At 41.2% G+C, this 20422-nt stretch carries 10 protein-coding genes; all 10 read left to right on the top strand.

What is annotated here, in order from left to right; genetic code table 11:
• The first annotated feature begins 8 nt into the window (after positions 1 to 8).
• Positions 9 to 2516 carry a DUF7657 domain-containing protein gene (locus QJ036_RS10540; RefSeq protein WP_283231344.1) on the top strand — a complete coding sequence of 836 codons (2508 nt, stop codon included), beginning with the start codon at positions 9 to 11 and terminating at the stop codon, positions 2514 to 2516.
• Positions 2517 to 2701: 185 nt separating this feature from the next.
• Positions 2702 to 5002 (top strand): glycosyltransferase family 2 protein, encoded by a 2301-nt coding sequence (locus QJ036_RS10535; RefSeq protein WP_283231343.1) that lies wholly within the window; start codon positions 2702 to 2704, stop codon positions 5000 to 5002.
• Between the two features lie 82 nt (positions 5003 to 5084).
• A complete protein-coding gene (rfbC, locus tag QJ036_RS10530; protein ID WP_283231342.1) occupies positions 5085 to 5639 on the top strand; it encodes a dTDP-4-dehydrorhamnose 3,5-epimerase in 555 nt (184 codons plus the stop codon).
• Between the two features lie 30 nt (positions 5640 to 5669).
• Positions 5670 to 7112 (top strand): ABC transporter permease, encoded by a 1443-nt coding sequence (locus QJ036_RS10525; RefSeq protein WP_283231341.1) that lies wholly within the window; start codon positions 5670 to 5672, stop codon positions 7110 to 7112.
• A 19-nt stretch (positions 7113 to 7131) separates the two neighbouring features.
• Positions 7132 to 7869, top strand: a complete 738-nt coding sequence (locus QJ036_RS10520; protein WP_283231379.1) for an ABC transporter ATP-binding protein — start codon at positions 7132 to 7134, stop codon at positions 7867 to 7869.
• Between the two features lie 100 nt (positions 7870 to 7969).
• The gene (locus QJ036_RS10515; protein ID WP_283231340.1) at positions 7970 to 8803 is read left to right on the top strand and encodes an NAD-dependent epimerase/dehydratase family protein; all 834 of its coding nucleotides are present in this window, start codon (positions 7970 to 7972) and stop codon (positions 8801 to 8803) included.
• An 18-nt stretch (positions 8804 to 8821) separates the two neighbouring features.
• Positions 8822 to 11041 (top strand): rhamnan synthesis F family protein, encoded by a 2220-nt coding sequence (locus QJ036_RS10510; protein ID WP_283231339.1) that lies wholly within the window; start codon positions 8822 to 8824, stop codon positions 11039 to 11041.
• Between the two features lie 22 nt (positions 11042 to 11063).
• Positions 11064 to 13250: a rhamnan synthesis F family protein gene (locus QJ036_RS10505; RefSeq protein ID WP_283231338.1), complete on the top strand. Its 2187-nt coding sequence runs from the start codon at positions 11064 to 11066 to the stop codon at positions 13248 to 13250.
• A gap of 48 nt (positions 13251 to 13298) precedes the next feature.
• Positions 13299 to 17372, top strand: coding sequence for a GH25 family lysozyme (locus tag QJ036_RS10500; RefSeq protein WP_283231337.1), 4074 nt, complete (start codon positions 13299 to 13301; stop codon positions 17370 to 17372).
• Between the two features lie 19 nt (positions 17373 to 17391).
• Complete coding sequence (locus QJ036_RS10495; RefSeq protein WP_283231336.1) at positions 17392 to 20136, top strand: GBS Bsp-like repeat-containing protein; 2745 nt, start codon at positions 17392 to 17394, stop codon at positions 20134 to 20136.
• Positions 20137 to 20422: the final 286 nt, after the last annotated feature.

Here is a 20422-nt window from a genome sequence, read left to right as displayed (position 1 = left end):
GAGAAAATATGGAGATGACCAGCAGTCTTCCGGTTAAGAAAAAAAGATGGTTAAAAAACAGCCTGATTATTCTAATCGTATTACTGGCAGCGTTTGGTGTGGCTTTATATCAGGATTCTCGATTTTCGATGCTAAAAGCCAAGCCGGTCAGTGCGGTGATTCAGGATGTGGAATATGTTAATTATACATTTGATGGCGAACGGTATGTATCGGCTTCTGAGGATCCACAGATCATTATAAATAATATAAATGGTTCGATCTCAGGGATTACGGTCCTGCTGACAGCGCCTCTGGAAGAGGATTGCAGAGTTCAGGTATTTTATACCACTGCAGGAAGTACTTTCAGTGAAAAAAAGTCCGGGTTCTATACGGTACAAAAAGGCAGTACAATACTTGAACTTCCGCGTGAGGGAGTGACAAGTTCCATACGGATAGATATTGGAAATTCCACGGGGATAAAAGTTAAAGTCGATACTGTCACGGTGAATCCTTCGAAACCGCGCAGGATGGTCCTTACGGATATTTTGTCATCTGCAAGATTTTGGGTCCAGTTTGAACTCCTGCTGGTTGCGTTTGCATTTCTGGGACTTCATGGGATTGTAGGGGCAAAAAAGCTGTATGGATTTTTGTTCCGTTATCGCTGGTGTGTGGGAATCTGCCTTATCATATTTTTGACATTGAACAAAATTCACGGCGACTCCATGTATATGTATGATACTTATGTTCAGCCGGGGTTGGGTTCGGAATTTTCGGAGCCATTATTCGGACAGGCCAGATCAATCCGTTCTGATGAATGGGTATCAAATAATCCGAGAGTATTTTCTTCTCGTTTTCTGGAAGACCCGTTTGGCAAATATAATGATATTGCCAGAGCAGCAGATACGGTTAATCCGGTGCATGTAGGAATTGATAATCTGGGAAATCTTGGATATAGTGCTTTTACAATTTTTTATCGACTGTTTGGAATTGAATATGGATTCTGTTTTGAGTGGACGGCGACCTTTATTCTCACGTTCCTGTTTTCCTTTGAGTTCTTTTTGATCCTTACCAAAAAGAAAAAGCTTTTATCACTGCTGGGGGCGTCTCTTATAGCGTTTTCGTCGTTTCATTTGTGGTGGGCAAGACCTTCGTTTTTGCTCTTTATTCATGCAGCTATTGTATTTTTCTATTATTTTTTTACAACAGAAAACAAAAAGATCAAGTATTTGTGTGCCATAGGAGAGCCTGTTGCGGCAGCAAACTTTATTACAATATTTTATCCGGCCTGGCAGGTACCTGTGGCGTATGTGCTTTTGGTTTTTCTGGTTTGGATTTTTCATGAAAACTGGGATGCAATAAAGGGACAGAAAAAGGCTGACTGGCTATTGTTTGGAACCGCGCTGGCAGCATGCATTGCTCTGGTGGTTACTTATGTATATTCAATTGCAGGGCGTTTAGAAGGGCTGATGACCACTGTATATCCGGGGGCAAGAGTTTCTCTGGGGGGAGGAGGCAGTGGTAAGCTGTTTTATTATGTTCAGACTTTTTTATATCCGTTTAAGGATGTGGGGAACCCTTCAGAAGGAGGAACCTTCTGTTCGCTGTTTCCGCTTCCTTTTCTCATAGGTATTGTTTATACGGTGAAAACCAGAGGAAAAAACTGGCTTGCCAATGGTCTGATAGCAGTGGGGCTTGTTTTGACTGTATACGTATATGTGGGATTTCCACTGTGGTTGTCAAAGCTGTTATTATTAACTTATTCAACTTCAGAGCGGGCAATGGATGTCATATCCTTAATCAGCGTATATCTGTTAATCATATTGCTCAGCGAAAAAGACAGGCTGCAATGGAGTATAAAATGGCCGATTGCGTTGGGAATATCAGGACTGACTGTTTTTGGAAGTGTATATGTATGTAAAAAGTATTTTCCGGGTTATATGTCAACAATATATGTAGTGGGAATTTTCGTACTTCTTACGTTGTTCGGCATGTGCCTTTTGATAAAATGCAAAAAGCATGCTGTTAATGGAGTCTATGTTGTTTTGATTATAGTCTGTGTTGGGAGCGGATTATGTGTCCGGCCGATTCAAAGAGGTTTTGATGCCATTGACAGCAAACCTGCGGCAAAGGAGATCCGTTCGGTTAATGAGGCTGATCCGGGACAGAAGTGGATCGCTGTAAGCCAGACAGCTCCGCTTTCTGCTTATTCGATAGCCTGTGGTTCTGCCACAATCAATTCGATCAATGATTATCCGAATCTTGAATTGTGGAATAAACTGGATCCGGAGAAACAATACAATGACATATATAACAGATATGCCCATGTAAATGTGGAATTTTGTGATGAAGACACTTCTTTTGAACTCATTCAGCCGGACTGGATGCGGCTCCGTCTGTCTTATAAGGATATGAAGTTAACAGAAGTACAATATGTTTTATCAGACAGTGTTTTAGAAGTGGATAATCAATATGTATATTTCGATGAATTGTACAACGAGGCAGGTATTTATATCTATCAGGTTCATTATAAAGGTTGAGGAGAATTATGGGACAGTTTAAGATTGAAAATGCTTTTTTTGCCAGACGAAAGGCAGTTATACGGTTTTGTATTAAAGGCAGTTGTGTGATGGAAAAAGACCAATCGTACAGCCTGCAGGTTCTGCTTGGACAGGAGAAATTATCCCGGGCCAGGATTTCAATGAATTCTTGCAGGGAAGAAATATTGAAGCATAATCAGAATAAGGAGTTTCGGGTCTGCGGGGAATTTCCTGCTGAAAAGCTGAAAGACGGGTTTCGATTGCTGTTTTGCGAAGGTCAGAAGAAAGAAGAGTATCGATTCCCGTATTACAGAATACAAAGGATGATAAAACGGTATCCGATTAGTTATGCCATAGACAGATACGAGATGGAAAATGATCTGATTGTAATCAGAGGGTGGGTATATTCTCTTTTTGGTGAGCATCCGGAATTTCAGCTGCGAAATAATCGTGGGGCAGAAGTGGATTTTGAGAATAAACCGGTCAGACGACCGGATCTCAATTCCCTGTTTCAGGTGGACGAAGATGCTGAAGATATGGGATTTGAACTGGAGTTTCATGGGTCAGAAGGAGAGACTTACAAGCTGATTATTCAATGCGATGATTACAGTGTTAAGATTCCGGTAAAACCTGAAAGAATAAAAAAAGACTCAAATAAGGAAATCGGTCCTTATATATCCAGAAAAGAAATTCTAAAATCTCTTACTCTGAGACAGGTATTAAAAGATATCGGATTCTTTTTTACACACGGCAAGACCGCTTTACAGAAGAGCTGGAGAGAACGGTATTCTAACGAAGCCGGAATCTATGAGCATTGGCGTCAGACAACGAAGTTATCAGAAAAAGCACTTGAGAAACAGAGAAATACGGAGTTTCCCTATGCACCGGTGATCAGTATTATTGTGCCGGCATACCATACTCCGAAAAAATATCTGTGTGAGATGATTGAGTCTGTGCAAAAGCAAACTTATGGAAACTGGGAGCTTTGCATTGCAGATGGAAGCGGTGCTGATCATAGTGTTGAAAAAACTGTGGAAGTGTATTTGAAGGATAAGAGGATTCGTTATAAAAAGCTGGAGAGAAATGAGGGAATTGCGGGAAATACAAACCAGGCCATGAAGATGGCTTCCGGGGAATTTGTGGGGCTTTTAGATCATGATGATACGTTGGCGGAAAACGCCCTTTTTGAGGCGGTAAGCCTTCTGAATAAAAAGCCCGGGACAGATTTGCTGTATACAGATGAGGATAAGATATCCGCAGATTCCGTACGGTATACGGATCCCTATTTCAAATCGGATTTTAATTTGGATCTGCTGCGAAGCAATAATTATATTTGTCATTTTCTGGTGGTCAGAAAGACACTTGCGGACTCTGTAGGCGGATTTGACAAAAATCTGGATGGTGCGCAGGACCATGACTTTGTTTTCCGATGCATAGAAAAGGCACGGGAGGTTTCTCATATTCCTCAAATATTGTATCATTGGAGGATTCACCGCAATTCCACAGCCGATTCAGCGGGAAACAAAGCGTATTGCGATGCGGCAGGGAAGGGGGCGGTTGAAGCTCATTTGAAGAGACAGGGGATCAATGGAACGGTATCCTCACTTCCCTATGCCGGATTTTATCGGGTGGATTATGAGCTTTCGTCTCAGCCTCTTGTTTCTATTTTAATACCGAACAGGAATGAGAAAGAAAGCCTGGAAAAATGCATCTGCTCTATTATGGAAAAAACAGCCTATCGGAAGTTTGAAATCGTTGTTATAGAGAACAACAGTACAGAAAAAGAGATTTTTGATTATTACAAAGAAATAGAAAACATACCGGAAGTGCGGGTTATTTACTGGAAGGATAAATTTAATTATTCGGCCATAAACAATTATGGCGCCAAAGAGGCCAAGGGTGATTATCTTGTGCTTTTAAATAACGATACAGAGATCATTGAGCCTGAATGGCTTACACGCATGCTGGGAGACTGTATGCGTCCTGAAGTGGGAATTGTGGGTGCAATGCTCTATTACCCGGACGATACGATTCAGCATGCAGGGGTTATCATTGGAATCGGAGGCGTGGCCGGTCATATTTTCAAATACTTTCCGCGAGGTTATGAGGGGCACTTTATGAAGGCTCTCCTTCAACAGGATCTGAGCGCCGTCACGGCGGCCTGCCTGATGGTAAAAAGAACGGTGTTTGAAGAGGTTGGAGGTCTGGAAGAAAAGCTGGAAGTTGCCTTTAATGATGTGGATTTCTGCCTTAAAGTACGTGACAAGGGATACCTGATAGTCTTTGAACCCGGAGCTGAATTGTACCATTATGAGTCAAAAAGCCGCGGTGCGGAAAATACGCCGGAGAAGGTGGAACGATTTAACGGAGAGGCTGCTTTTATGATGAAAAAGTGGAAAAAAATCTTGTCCTCCGGAGATCCGTACTATAATAAGAATCTGACCTTAGAGAGGGAAGACAGCGGAATCGCGGAGAGGTGCAGTTGATAAAAATTGCAATAGATGGTATAATTCTTTTGCTTCAGAAAGCTGGAAAATAATTTAGAAAGAGAAAGCGAGGAAACAGATAATGGGAAAAATAAAAGTAACTACATGTGGAATTAGTGGATTGTATGTAATTGAGCCGACTGTGTTTCCGGATGCAAGAGGTTATTTTATGGAGACCTATAATTATAATGATTTTAAAGAAGCCGGCCTTGATATGGTTTTTGTCCAGGACAATCAGTCGATGTCTGTTCAGGGGGTGCTTCGGGGATTACATTTCCAAAAACAGTATCCTCAGGGAAAGCTGGTTCGGGTTGTAAACGGAACGGTATTTGATGTGGCTGTAGATCTTCGTTCGGATTCAGCTACCTATGGAAAATGGTTTGGAGTAGAATTATCTGCTGAGAATAAGAAGCAGTTTTATATATCCCCGGGCTTTGCTCATGGTTTTTTGGTGCTCAGTGAAAAAGCAGAGTTTGTATATAAATGTACAGATTTTTATCATCCGGGAGATGAGGGCGGCGTAGCCTGGAATGATCCGGAGATTGGAATTGAATGGCCGATTCAGCCGGGCGTAGAGCTGATTATTTCCGATAAGGATAAAAAATGGCTGGGATTGAAAGAGACATTTAAGTTTTAAATGTCTGGACGGCATAAGAAAGGTATATAGATGAACAAGAAAAATATTCTGAAAAAATATGGCATGATGGTGTTGGCAGTTTATGCGCTGGCAGCAGTGTTGTTTTTGGTACTGGCTAATCATCATATTCGTTATACACCGGAGCAGTCCTGTGTGATTGCGGAAAATCCCGAGAAGGATCTGGGGGAACTGGTGGATGGAACCAGTATTGTCCAGACACTTTCTGATACGCAGAAATACTTGAGCGGTGTTGAGGCGTACTTTTTAACATACGGACGGGAGAATCAGGGCAGTGTACGAGTAGAGATTCTGGACTTATCAGATGAGAGTGTTGCTGCGTCCTCGACCTGTGAGGTGAAATCCTTCGGAAATGGAGAATGGCAGTCTTTTGAACTGGATCATCCGGTCGATGTTACACAGTTGAAGGGACAGCCTGGAATTCGGTTTGTTTTTGAGAACGGAACAGAGAGCAATGCGGTGACTATGACAACACAGGCAGTAAGCGAAACAGATCAGGAACTGTGGGTCAATGGTGAGCGCCAGGACGGAAGAGCATTATGCATTAAGGTTATTGAATATGCTGATTCTCAGAATGCGGTATGGTATCCAGTCATTCTGGGCGTTGTATTTTTGCTTCTGGCTGCGTTTTGTGCCTGGAATATCCGGGAAGAAAAAAAGGGAAAAATTACGGTCGCATTGAAACTGGTTTTGATGCTTGAAAAATATCAGTTCTTATTGGAACAGCTGGTATCACGGGATTTTAAGACAAAGTATAAGCGCTCGATATTAGGGGTATTCTGGAGCTTTTTGAACCCACTCCTTACAATGGCGGTTCAGTATATGGTGTTTTCACACCTCTTCAAATTTCAGATACCGGCATATCCGGTTTATTTGTTGACGGGTGTCGTCCTTTTTAATTTCTTTAATGAAGCAACAACTCAGGCCATGGGAGCCATTACAGGCAATGCTTCTTTGATTACAAAGGTCTATGTTCCGAAGTATATTTATCCGATTTCAAAGGTTCTTTCCACCTCGATCAATTTGCTGTTTTCTCTGATTCCTCTGTTTCTGGTGGCATGGATTACAGGACGCGGGATTCATTGGGTTTATTTGATGCTGCCTTTTGGGATTATTACATTTCTGGCCTTTGTAATAGGTGTTGCATTTTTTCTGGCAACAGCAATGGTGTATTTTAGAGATACACAATTTTTGTGGGGAGTATTTACCCTGCTGTGGATGTATGCAACACCCATCATTTATCCGATTTCTATTCTGGAAGGGACATTTTTGTATCATTTCCAGAAAATTAATCCTCTTTATTACTACATTACATTCTTCAGGACAATTATCATAGATGGAGTTTCGCCCGCACCGATGGCCTATTTGATCTGTATAGGATTTGCCGTGCTGGCACTGGCGATAGGCGGTGCTGTCTTTAAAAAGGCACAGGATCAGTTTATTCTTCATATTTAAAGAGGTAAGATCAATGGTGATGATAAAGGTAAAGGATGTTTCGATGCGATTTCTTATGGCAAATGATAATATATCAAGTATCAAAGAATTCGTAACGGCATTTGTTAAAAAGAAATTAAAATTCAAAGAATTTTGGGCGCTGAAGAATATAAGCTTTGAGGTAAATAAAGGTGAAGTAGTCGGAATCATCGGGCGAAACGGTGCCGGAAAAAGTACCATACTGAAAATCATATCGGGAATCATGAAACCGACAACAGGAACTGTAGAACGGTATGGAAATATTGTGCCCATGCTGGAACTGGGATCTGGGTTTGACATGGATTTGAGCGGAAAAGAAAATATTTTCCTGAATGGTGCTATTCTGGGGTATTCAAAAGAATTTCTGGAAAGCAAATATGATGAGATACTGGAATTTTCCGAGCTGGGAGATTTTATTTACAGTCCCATAAGGAATTATTCATCCGGAATGCTGATGAGACTGGCGTTTTCCATTGCAACAGTAGTCGAACCGGAAGTATTGATTGTGGATGAGATACTGGCGGTGGGAGATGAAAACTTTCAGCAAAAAAGCCGTCAAAGAATGATGGAGTTGATGAGCGGAGGAACGACAGTATTGTTTGTCTCACATAATCTCTGGCAGATCAGAGAGATGTGCGATCGGGTTGTCTGGCTGGAAGGCGGAAATGTGAAAATGTTCGGACCTGTCAATGAAGTATGCGACGCATATGATATTTCGGGACCGGACAGCCGCAGATAAAACGGCAGGATTTGGTAATTGAAATAAATTGTGAATATTAGTATAATGAAATGGAATAAATGGTCTACTACTCATAAAACACAAATGGAGAGGTTTAGCAATGAAGAGACGAACGGTATTGGTTACAGGCGCAAACGGATATATCGGACGACATGTAGTAAAAGCACTTCTTGATATGGGTAACCGGGTAATCGCCGATGATCTGGTATTGGATGGAATCGATGAGAGAGCAGAAAAAATTTCTGTCCCTATTTTTTCGGGAGATAAAAATATATATGAACAGCTGGGCTCTCCTGATGTTGTGATTCATATGGCATGGAGAAACGGATTCGTGCATAATGCGGATTCTCATATTGAGGACCTTCCCCTGCACTATAATTTTATTAAGAATCTCTTGGAAGGCGGATTAAAGCATATTGCTGTTATGGGAACCATGCACGAAATTGGATACTGGGAAGGTGCAATTGACGAAAACACACCGGCAAATCCCGGATCATTATATGGTATGTCCAAAAATGTACTGCGTCAGATTACCCTTCAGCTGGCAAAGGAACATGAGGCAATTTGTTATTGGATCAGAGCTTATTATATTCTCGGCGATGATATCAAGAGTCATTCTATTTTTACGAAGATAGCACAGATGGAAAAGGAAGGTAAAGAGACTTTTCCGTTTACCAGTGGAAAAAATAAATATGATTTTATTCATGTTACGCAGCTGGCAGATCAGATCGCTCATGTGGTAAACCAGGATGAAGTGGATGGAATCATAAATTGCTGCAGCGGGAATCCGATATCTCTGGCAGATAAAGTTGAAGAGTATATCAAGGAAAATCATTATCGGATCCGGCCGCAGTACGGAGCATTTCCGGACAGACCCTATGATTCACCTGGCGTATGGGGGGATGCACAAAAAATTAAAAAGATAATGGGATGATCGAGAGAGGCGGTATTGATGAAACTGAAGTCTGGGACTAAAAACAGAGGGCTTATTTATTTCTTTTATGATAAGCAGGGCATGGTAGACCGTTATGTAGCATATATGCTGGAGGCCATGAAAGAATGGGTAAAGGATATTTATGTGGTGATTAACGGAAAACTGACGAATGAGGGAAAAGAACGATTTTGTCAGTTTACAGAGAATGTCTGGGAACGAGAAAATGAAGGATTGGATGCCTGGGCTTATAAATATGCGTTGGACAAAATCGGTTGGGATAAGCTTGAGGCGTATGATGAACTTATTCTCATGAATCATACGATCATGGGACCGGTGTATCCGTTGGAGGAAATGTTTGAGACTATGAACCAGAAAGATATTGATTTCTGGGGAACTAATATTTTTTACAAGGTGGATTTCGATCCATTTGGCCTCATTGATTGCGGTTATATTCCAGACCATCTTCAGTCTCATTTTATTGTTGCGAGAAGGTCATTGGTGAGCAGTGAGGCTTACCACGACTATTGGGAAAAGCTTCCCCAAATTACCAGCTATCAGGAATCTATAGCATATCATGAAACCTATTTTACCAGATATTTTGCCGGAATGGGATACCGGTGGCAGGCTTATGCCCACTGGGACGGATTGGAGAAAATTGTAGATTATCCTATGTTAAAAATGCCGGTTGAACTTTTAAGACGTACGCATTGTCCGTTTTTTAAAAGAAGAAATTTTATGCATAACTATGGTGATGTTTTGCATTATACTGCAGGGGAGCCAACTGTTCGCTTAATGGAGTTTCTGGAGAAAGAAACATCATATGATGTGGATATGATTTGGGAGAATATTCTCCGATGTGAAAACATGGCTGATGTGAAACAGTGCCTAGGGTTAAACTATGTGGCTTCATCCAAGGACTCGGATGATATGAGTAATGTAATTCAGAATCACAGGGTGGCCTTGGTTTATCATTTCTATTATAAGGAATGTTTGGATGACCTTAAGCATTACGCCTCTTCTATGCCAAAAGAGGCAGATATTTATATAACAACAGGGAGTGAGGAAAAAAAGCAATGGCTTGAAGCTGCTTTTCAGGATTTTCCCAATAAGATTGAGGTTATAATTGTGGAAAATAGAGGAAGAGATGTCAGTGCTTTGTTGATTGGAGCACGTGATATAGTTTCTCGGTATGAATATATTTGCTTTGCTCATGATAAAAAGGTTGCTCATGTTAAACCTCAAACCCAGGGGAGTGGCTGGTCTTATAAATGTTTTGAGAGCCTTTTAAAAAACCGTCATCAGGTAAACAATATAATTAAATTATTTGAGGATCATCCGCGTCTGGGGCTTTTGACGCCAGCACCGCCCAATCATGCAATTTACTACCCGACGTTGGGATTGGAATGGGCAGCAAATTATGATGGAGTGATGGATCTGGCAAAAAAAATGGGGCTGCATGTGCCAATTTCAAGAGATAAGGAGCCTATTGCTCCGTTAGGAACGATTTTTTGGTTCAGAACAAAGGCCATGCAGTTTTTGTTTGATATCGATTGGAAATATGAAGATTTTCCAGAAGAGCCGGCAGGAAATGACGGTTTAATTTCTCATGCAATTGAACGCTTATATGGGTTTATTCCTCAGGAGTATGGTTATTATCCGGCTTGGATTTTCAGTGAGGAGACTATGGAACAGGAATTGACGAATCTCACATATATGTTGCGCGGCTTTAACCAAATTCTGTTTTCTTATGGAATTGGAGGAAACTATTTTACAGATAGTTGTGCTAATTTACAAAGAACTTTGATGGCTGTTAATAATCAGTCATATAATTTTTTGACACCATCGTTGTATCTCAATTATGGAAAAGGATATAGTGAAAAGTTGGTTCTTCGTAAAGAGAATGAAGCGTATGGAGAAGAAATACAAGTGTCTTTTTATTGGCCTAGAAAAGAGAAAACACCTGACAGTGTTCGATTTGATCCTTGTGAGAGGGGAGGAATACAGCTTGAAGGCTTGAAGATATACCTTTTAATGCCTCATGGAAAAAGAAAACGAATTTCGTTAAAAAACTGTCAGTGCAACGGGAGTATTTCTGGAAAAATAATCCGATTTACTAAGGGGGACCCATGGATTGATATTTCCCTGCAGGGACAGAATAATGTAGTTGGAATTGCTGTTTCTGGAAAGATCAAGTTGATGGTTACAGAGGAAAACCAGCCGCTGGATTTGCAAAGATGAAGATATAGAATGGGGCGAATACATGAAGTTAGATAAAAAAGCAGCCAACAGAGTGTTAATTTATTTCTTTCACGATGAAGATGGAATTGTGGATGATTATGTATTGTATGCATTGAAAGAACTGAAGTCGTGCGTCAAAGATATATATGTGGTTGCAAACGGGACATTAACAGCAGAGGGACGGGAAAAGCTTACTTTAGTTACAGATTCGATATGGGAGAGGGAAAATAAAGGGTTTGCCATGGAAGCATATCAATATTCCTTTGACCAAATTGGCTGGGAAAAACTATGTTCTTATGATGAATTGGTTTTGATTGATTCTGAACTTATGGGACCGGTTTATCCTGTTGAAGAGATGTTTACATCTATGGAAGATAAGGACCTCGATTTTTGGGGACTTTCAGAGTTCTACAGGAACACGTCTACCATAAATGACCTGGAGGAAGAAGAGAATATTCAAAGATATGTCCAGTGTCATTTTTTGTCTTTTCGGAATACTATTTTGGTTAGCAATGATTTTAAAGATTATTGGAATACAGTGCCTGAAATCCATAATTATGAGGAATCTGTTGCTTATTTTGAGACAACCTTGACAGAGCATTTTGAAAAACAGGGATATCGCTGGGGTGTTTATGCTCATTGGGATGGTTTGGAAGATTGCAGTTACCAGCCGCTATTGAAAATACCGGCAGAACTTCTGGCAAAGAAGAAGTGTCCTTTTTTCATGAGACAGAGCTTTATAAATGATTATTCAGAATTGCTTCATGAAACGTATGGGGAAAATTCTGTTCAGTTAATGGAATATTTGAAGACAAAAACGGATTATAATGTTGATTTGATATGGGATCACATTTTACGAATTGGTAATATAGCGGATATTAAGAATTGTCTGAATTTGAATTATGTTGTAGCTGAACAAAAATCAGAAGATATTTCTGAGATTCTTAGAACAAAGAAGGTCGCATTAATTTATCATTTTTATTATGAGCATCTTCTGGACGAATGTGTCCATTATGTGAAATCAATGCCGGAAGGAACTGATATTTATATTACAACTGATAGCGAAGAAAAGAAGTGCAGATTGCAAAAAGCATTTCAGAATTTACCGTATCAAATGGAAATTCGGTTGGTAGAGAGCATAGGCAGAGATGTTAGCGCGCTTTTGGTTGGAGCAAAGGATATTATATTTGCTTATGACTATGTCTGCTTCGCACACGATGAGCAGTCGCAATTGTTTGATCCTCAGCTGCAGGGCATGAGTTGGACATATAAATGTATTTCAAATATCTTAAAAAATCAGCATCAGGTTCGCAATATCATACGATTGTTTGAGGAAAATTCACGTTTGGGGTTGTTATGTCCATCAACTCCTAATCATGCATGTTTCCATTCGTTGTTAGGAAAAGAATGGATGGATAATTTCGAAAATGTAAAAAAAATGGCTTTACAGCTCGATTTAAAAATAAAATTAAATCCGGAAAAGGAGCCCGTTGCACCAATCGGTAATATGTTTTGGTTTCGTACAAAGGCATTGTATAAGCTTTTTAAATATGAGTGGGAATATAAGGACTTTTCACAAGGGGGGGTGGAAAATGATTCTACAATTTCCCATACAATCGAACGTGTGTATGGCTTGGTGTCTCAGGATGCCGGTTATTATCCGGCCTGGGTATTCAGCGAAGAGGGGGCAGCCGTTGAACTGACGAATCTCACATATATGCTTCGTGAAATGAATAAAGTGATTTTTTATAATAAGATCGAAGGCGGAAACTATACAGCGGTTTGCCACAAAATGACAGAAATATTGGAAAATCGCCAAGAACTATCCGGAATATTTCCGGTTTCATTGTATTTGGATAAAGGAGATGGATACCGGGAGAATCATGTGATTCGAAAAGAACCTATAATCGGAAAATCTGGATATCTGGATGTGTTTTTTGAGTGGGATATCCGTAATATGCCGCTGAAGGTTCGATTTGATCCGGGAGAGACGGGGGGGATTTGTTTAGAAGATGTGTGCCTGGAATTATTACTCCCGTATAAGCGGAAACAAAAGATTGCGTTAGAGCGGTGTATTGATAATGGAATACATGATGGGAATATTCTTGTTTTTAAAAATGCAGATCCTTGGATTGACATTTCTCTTAGTGAATATCCTAAGGCACGGGGGCTGAAAGTTTCATTAAAAGTGTCAAGAGCAATAGAATAATAATGAAGGAAGTAAGTGTTGAGGTTTACTGAACGGAGTGAATATAGAATGCGGAAAGCTGGATTGAAAATACTGTTTCTTATAATGCTTCTGAGTGTGTTTTGGAAGGGCGAGATTGTTAATGCAGAGCGCATGACGGATTTAGGTAATGAGCCTGAAATAGTCATGAACGGAGGAAGAGTAGTCAGCGATTCCAGTGGCGACACTTGGTTTGTGAATGAGTCAGATGGTGGGATATACCGACAAGAAGGGGAGTCTGAGATACTGATCACAAAAGATCTGGGAGAATATCTGAATTATTTCCAGGAAAATCTGTATTATATGGTAAGACAGGAAAATGGAACTGTAATTCGAAAAAGAGATATACATACCGGGGAGAGCAGTGATCTTTTTGTGGCAGAACAGGATGCAGAGCAGCTTTATATTTCAGGAAACCAACTATATTATTTGTCTGCAGGCAGAATCTGTACTGTAAATATACAAGATCGAAAGTTGACAGTATGGAATGGGGATTCGCAGATCACATCATATATTCCTTTAGAGAAAGGATATGTTTATAGCAAAGGACTTTTTCCGAATCGAACGATTTATTATAATGGCAGTTTATTGCTGAATCAGGTGGGGAGCTATTATGTGGTACAGGATCATATTATTCTGAATGGTAAAGAAAAAACTTTTCAGGTAAACCTGTCTGTTTTGGATACGGCAAAAGCGGCTTCTGATGCGGTAGAGATGTATCAGGAAGAAGAATATGCAGGTTCAGCGGTAGTTTATGCATTAAATTCTGATGAATGTGGATATTGTGAGGACAATGCACAGAATTTGCAAATTTCAAATGTGATTTCTTTAACATCCACTTTGAATGAAGGCGTGTCATCGGCATATGACTGGGCATCGGAACGGCAAAAAAATATTGTTAAGCGCTCACGCCAAATGTTAGAGGTACAGTGGACTCCTCAACAGGATATTCTGGGATGGGAAAGTAATTATGTGTTCCAAAAAGGAAAGGATTACCAGGGAATTCCTTATGGACAACCGGTTCGGGCAAAATATGTGCCCTGGGATGCTGGATTTTCAGAATTTGTCAGTGCAATACAGGATGTGAATAGTCTGATGTATACCAGTTATTCGGATTATAATGAGAGGGCACCTTATTATTCCAGTGACTGTAGCGCTTTTGTATCTTGGGCCTGGAATACTAATCGGAGATTGACAACCAGCGGAATACCTGGCCGTGCAGATCAGGTGGCTACCCAGAGCGTGTATAATGTGTTAATTGGAGATGCTTTTGTTTATCCGGGTAACCATTCGGTTTTAGTTTATGACGTGGGATACGATACCGATGGTATAATGGTTTATATTGACATTGCGGAACAGACGCCTCCCCAGACAAAAATTACCCGATATGGAAAGGGAGGGCAGTACACATTAGAAAATTTGCAATATCGTTATTTGCAAAATGGTTACACTTTGTATCGTTTGAAAGAACAGTATGACGTTTCGTATACGCACGATTGTGCAGTGCCGGTTGATGATGAATGTGCTGATTGTCATAAATTGACAGCGCCAACGATTAATCTGGTAGAGCAAAGAGGGGCACAGGAAATTAGAATTGGCTGGGATTATGTGGAAGAGGCTGATGCATATGCAGTCTTCCGGTCGGAGGCAGAAACAGAAGGATACCAGCGGGTTGCATCCGTATGGGCATATGAGTACATTGATTCAGGGCTGCAGGAAGGGAAAACTTACTATTATAGAATTACTCCTATGCGATATACAGGAGAAACCTGGGTCAGCGGAGAAAGTTCTCAGGTCATAAAAGTTCCTCTAATGACTGCTCCGAAGGAGGTAGTGGTCTCTTCTTCAGAAGAAGGAAACACGATAACCTGGTCATCGGTTTCTAATGCAGAGTATTATGGGATTATGCGGGCTGATTCCCCTGAGGGGAGTTACAGTTGGCTGGGGGCTATCAATGGAACCTCTTATATCGATGTTGAAGCGAATCTTGAAGCTGGAAAAGCGTATTATTATAAGGTGTATCCAGCAAGAATGACAGAATTTGGATGGGTCAATGGCCCGGAATGTTTACCACGGTTAACGGTTGCGCAGCTTAAGGCAATTCAGAATGTGAAAACGCAGCCGGGAAGCGGTATCCATGCGGTAAAAATTTCCTGGGATACACAAGAAAATGTGTCTGTCTATGGAATTTTGAGATCAGAAGCTATTGATGGAGAGTATCAGTGGCTGGGGGCTGTGAACGGACAGACATATACGGATGAGAATCTGGAGCCGGGAAAAATTTATTATTATAAGATTTACGGAAGTATATTGCTTAACGGAATGTGGTATAATGGGGCTTCCTCCTCCGCAGTTTCTGGTCAAATGATAGCAGCCCCTGATGCGGTACAGGTGGATAGTCAAGGGGGAAATTCCCTTCGTGTTACTTGGAATTCAGTGGATGGTGCGGCTGGATATGCAGTATACTGTTCAGAGAAAAATGGCGGTGAGCTGTCTCGTATAGCTGTGGTCAGTCAGACTGAATATATACATCAAGGTCTCAAAGCACATGATGTTAGGTATTATGTGATTCAGACGCTTTGTACGGTTGATGGAGCAACCGGAATTGGAGCAAATACTGATTATGAAAGCGGTACGGTACTTATGGCAGCACCGGCTATTCAGTCGATAGGGCCGGGAGGTGCAACAAATGCAATCCGATTGTCGTGGAATTCGGTGGTGGGGGCAAGTGTTTACGGTGTGATGCGCTCAGAGTCACCTGATGGAGAGTATCAGTGGTTGGCAGCTGTTGGTGGACAGAGCTATACAGATGCTAATTTGGAAACGGGAAAGACTTATTATTATAAGCTATATGCTGCAGCATGGAATAATAACACGTGGCTTAATGGAGAAATGTCGGAAACGGTATCCGGTCAGGTTTGTCCAGGGCCTCAATCTATATCGACTGAGATGGCGTCGTCAACCTCATTGCGAATTTCCTGGTCAAAAGTTTCAGGAGCAGCGGCTTATTATGTTTATCGGAGGCAGGGAAATGTTCAGACTTTCCTGGGGGGAAGTTGGGAAACTGAATATTACGATACTGGCCTGCAGGTAGGAGAGGAGTATTCTTATGTGGTCCAGAGTGTGGTATATGCGGACAATCAGTATGGTTTAGCAGGGTATTCTGAATCGCAAATCCAGCAAGTGGGACTTTTGAAACCAGAGGGGGTTCATGCAACTGCAGACGGAAATGTCCGAACAGTCAGTCTTCAATGGACGGAAGTGCCCGGAGCACAGTGTTATGGTATATTCCGTGCCGTGGGGCTGGATGGCGATTACGTTTGGCTTGGTACTTCCTCAAGTAATAGTTATGAGGATAAAGACTGTTTGCCCGAACAGCAGTATGTCTATAAGGTGTATGCAGCGGTCAATATTAATGGAAGCTGGATAAACAGTGAGACCAGTGAAGCTTATATGATTCAGGTGCCGAGAGCAACGAAAGCTCTTGGGATAGATGTATCTTATCATAATGGGTATATCGACTGGAATCAAGTGGCGCAGACTCAGGTGCGTTTTGCCATGATCCGAATCGGTTATCGCAGAAATGCAGATGGAGTTATTATTGAAGATGTAAGAGCTGCAGAAAATCTGCAGGGAGCTCTGGCAGCGGGGCTGGATGTGGGTGTATATTTCTTTTCAACTGCAGTCACACCACAGGAAGCTGAGGAGGAAGCCAGGTGGGTTTTGAATTATATTCAAACTTATAATATTACATATCCAGTCGCCTATGACTGTGAGGGGTATGATAAAACTACGAGCCGGATGTTTGGTCTTTCTATAGAGCAGAGAACCAGTCATGCCATTACATTTTTGGATATGATTGCCGAAAACGGCTATACGCCACTTATGTATGGAAGTAAATCATATCTGATGAATTCATGGGCGATTGATCAATTGGAGCAGCGTTATTCAATTTGGGTGGCCCAGTGGCCGCTTACAGTTCCTGTGTATCCATATGAAGGGACAACTACATATACAAGAAGTTACCTGATGTGGCAGTATACAGACCGCGGAAGTGTATCAGGAATTACAGGAAATGTAGATATGGATGTTATATATTATTAAATATTGGGAGGAAAGAAAAATGAAGAAAAAGCAACAGCGATGGTTGAAAATATTGGCTATTTTTCTGGTTTTCTGCTTGTCTACGCAACCGCTCCTGGTATACGGGCAGGAGCCGGAGGGGAAGAATGTTTTAGAAGCACCAAATGGTGTAGAAGTGACTTGTCAGGAAAATGGGGATCTGATGGTATCCTGGAATCAGGTTCCTGATGCTTCGGCCTATATTGTATATCGCTCGGATGATGGAGGAGGTACATGGACACGTGTGGAAACCACATGTGGAACTTCATACAGAGACACCAATGCAGAGATAAACCAGCCGTATTGTTATCGAATCCAGAGTATGCTTTATGCAAATGAAAGTTGGTATGATGGCGGTTATAGTGTAGTTGTAGACGGTATTTCAAAAGTAGGAGTCTGCTCGACTGTTAACATCATTAATGATAGTTTGGCGGCGGAATTTGGATGGGAACTGGAAGGAAGAGCAGACCTTTTTGGAATCTTACGTTCCGATTCGAAAGACGGAGATTATCAGTGGATCGGGGCAACTGCCAATCGGAGTTATCAGGATGTAACAGTTAATCCGGGGCAGACGTATTATTATAAGGTGTATGCTGCAGTTTATAAGAATGGTTCATATTATAATGGGGATTTTTCTGAAGCGCTTCAAATATGTGTAAAAGATCCGTATGCGCTGACAGGAGCAACGAATCTTTCTATCGAAAATCAGGATGATAAGGCTTCAGTACTTCGCTGGAATGCAGTTCCTTATGCGAATGCCTATTACGTATATCGCATGGAGGAAGGCGGAACATGGAGACAGGTGGGGACAGCATGGGGAAATAGTTATGCGGATTCATCTGTACAGTTTGGAAAAGAATATACATATTATGTTGTTGCATTGAAGTATGAGAATGGATTCTGGATGGCAGGACCTGATAGCGAAAAAGTAAGCTTTAAGTTTTTGCCCCAAATCCCCAAGAATGTGATGGTTTCTGCGGGCTATGGATGGAATAGCATAAAAATCAGTTGGCAAGCAGAGGGAAATGCTTCTTGTTATGGAATTCTCAGATCAGAACAGATTGATGGAGACTATTCATGGATTGCTGCGGCGTGGGGAACTTCATATAACGATGCTGGATTAGATCCAGAAAAAACTTATTATTATAAGATATACGGAGCATGGTATGATGAAGAGAGTGGACAATGGTACAATGGTGAGCAGACAACCGCAGTGTCTGGTTGTGTTCTGAAAGGGCCTTCTCAGATTGCAGCAGAGCCGCTGTCTTATCGTTCTGTAAAAATTAATTGGAGTGCAGTCAATGGTGTTAATGGCTATCTTGTTTGGAGAAAAGCAGACGGAAGTGAATCGTGGGAGGCGCTTGGAAGTACCTGGCAGACAGAGTATTTGGATCAGACTGCATCCATGGGGAAAAGTTATGAGTACCGGGTTCAATCATTGAGTTATGTTGATAATAATTGGGGATATGAAGGGTATTCATCAATTGTTACAGGTGAGCCAGGAATGGTGGCACCCCAGAATTTTACTGCAGAAGTGTCAGCGACAGAGTATTATGGAATCGATCTTAGTTGGACATCTTGCGTAGATGTGGAAACATATGGAATCATGAGAGCGGAACATGGAACCGGTGATTACCAGTGGATTGGTGCTGTAAATGCGACATCCTATACGGATAGAAGCGGGGAGCCGGAGAAATGGTATGATTATCAGGTATATGCGGCAGTATATGATGGAGTAAACTGGTATAACAGTAATTGTTCCGATGCGGTATCAGTGCAGATAAGAGAAAAGGACGGAGCACCGGTTATTTCCAATCTTCGTGTCGCTTATGTGACAGGACAGGGGTATTATGTAGCCTGTGATGTGGCGGCGGCTCATCCAATTACCCAAATGCAGTTCGCGTCTTGGAGTGATTATAATGGACAGGATGATATTGTCTGGAAAACAGAAGGAAATAATGGTGGCTTTACGGGAAGCTGGGTTTTCGCCAATGAGCATAATTATGAGGTGGGAAATTATACAACTCATGTATATGTGACAGATAACACAGGAAAAACATCAGCGGCAGCTTGTTATGCTGCTGTACCGGTATTTTCCTATGGAACATCGACCGGTTGGTATGATACGAATGGTTCGTTGGGAGAACGATATTATCTTATAAATGGTACGGCAGTGACTGGCTGGCGGTATATTGGAGGATTAAAGTATTATTTCTATCCCAATGGTGTACTTTGCCAGAATGTAGATGATCTAATTGGACCACAGTCATCATATGTTCTGAAACTGAATAAACAGATGAACTGTTTGACGGTATATGCAAACGATGGAATCAATGGATATGTGATCCCAGTCAAGTCCATGTTGACGTCCACTGGAGACGATACACCTCTCGGAACCTTCTATACGCCGGAAAAATATAGATGGAGAGCAATGGTGAATGGTACGTATGCTCAATATGCTACCAGACTGACAGCCGGTCAGGGTTTCCTGTTCCACTCCATCACCTATGAGAAAAGAGATAATCATACGTTGTTGACAGTCGGTTATAATATGTTAGGAATTAATAAATCTCTGGGCTGTATCCGGTTAGTATGCGGTGAGGCATACTGGATTTATAGTAGATGTCCCCTTCATACTAAGGTGGTTATTTACAATGACGGTTCAAATCCGGGACCGTTTTATCGGCCGATAGTGAATCCTATTCCGAGTAATCAAAGATGGGACCCGACAGATCCGAATCCGTAAGATAGAATAAGAGTTAAAGTTACGGGGCTGTCGTACTAAAATTTTGGTGCGGCAGCACTTTTTATTAAAAATAAGAGCCGGGACTACGAAAACCCCGGCTCTTGGTGTAAAATTTATTTATACCACTAAATAAAATCTTACAGAAAGATTATCACTTTTTCATGATAACGTATAATTAGTTTCGCAAATTCAATTTCATAAAAATAGACATGGTCTATAGCCGTTTGGTAGAATTAAGTTACCACACAAAAATCTCACAAAGGAGGCTAAAACCATGTCTGATAAC

This window comes from Fusibacillus kribbianus (genome assembly GCF_030053595.1).
Taxonomy (GTDB): domain Bacteria; phylum Bacillota; class Clostridia; order Lachnospirales; family Lachnospiraceae; genus Lientehia; species Lientehia kribbiana.
Note: the sequence above shows the minus strand (reverse complement) of the source record. Positions and strands in the feature narration are given on the sequence as shown.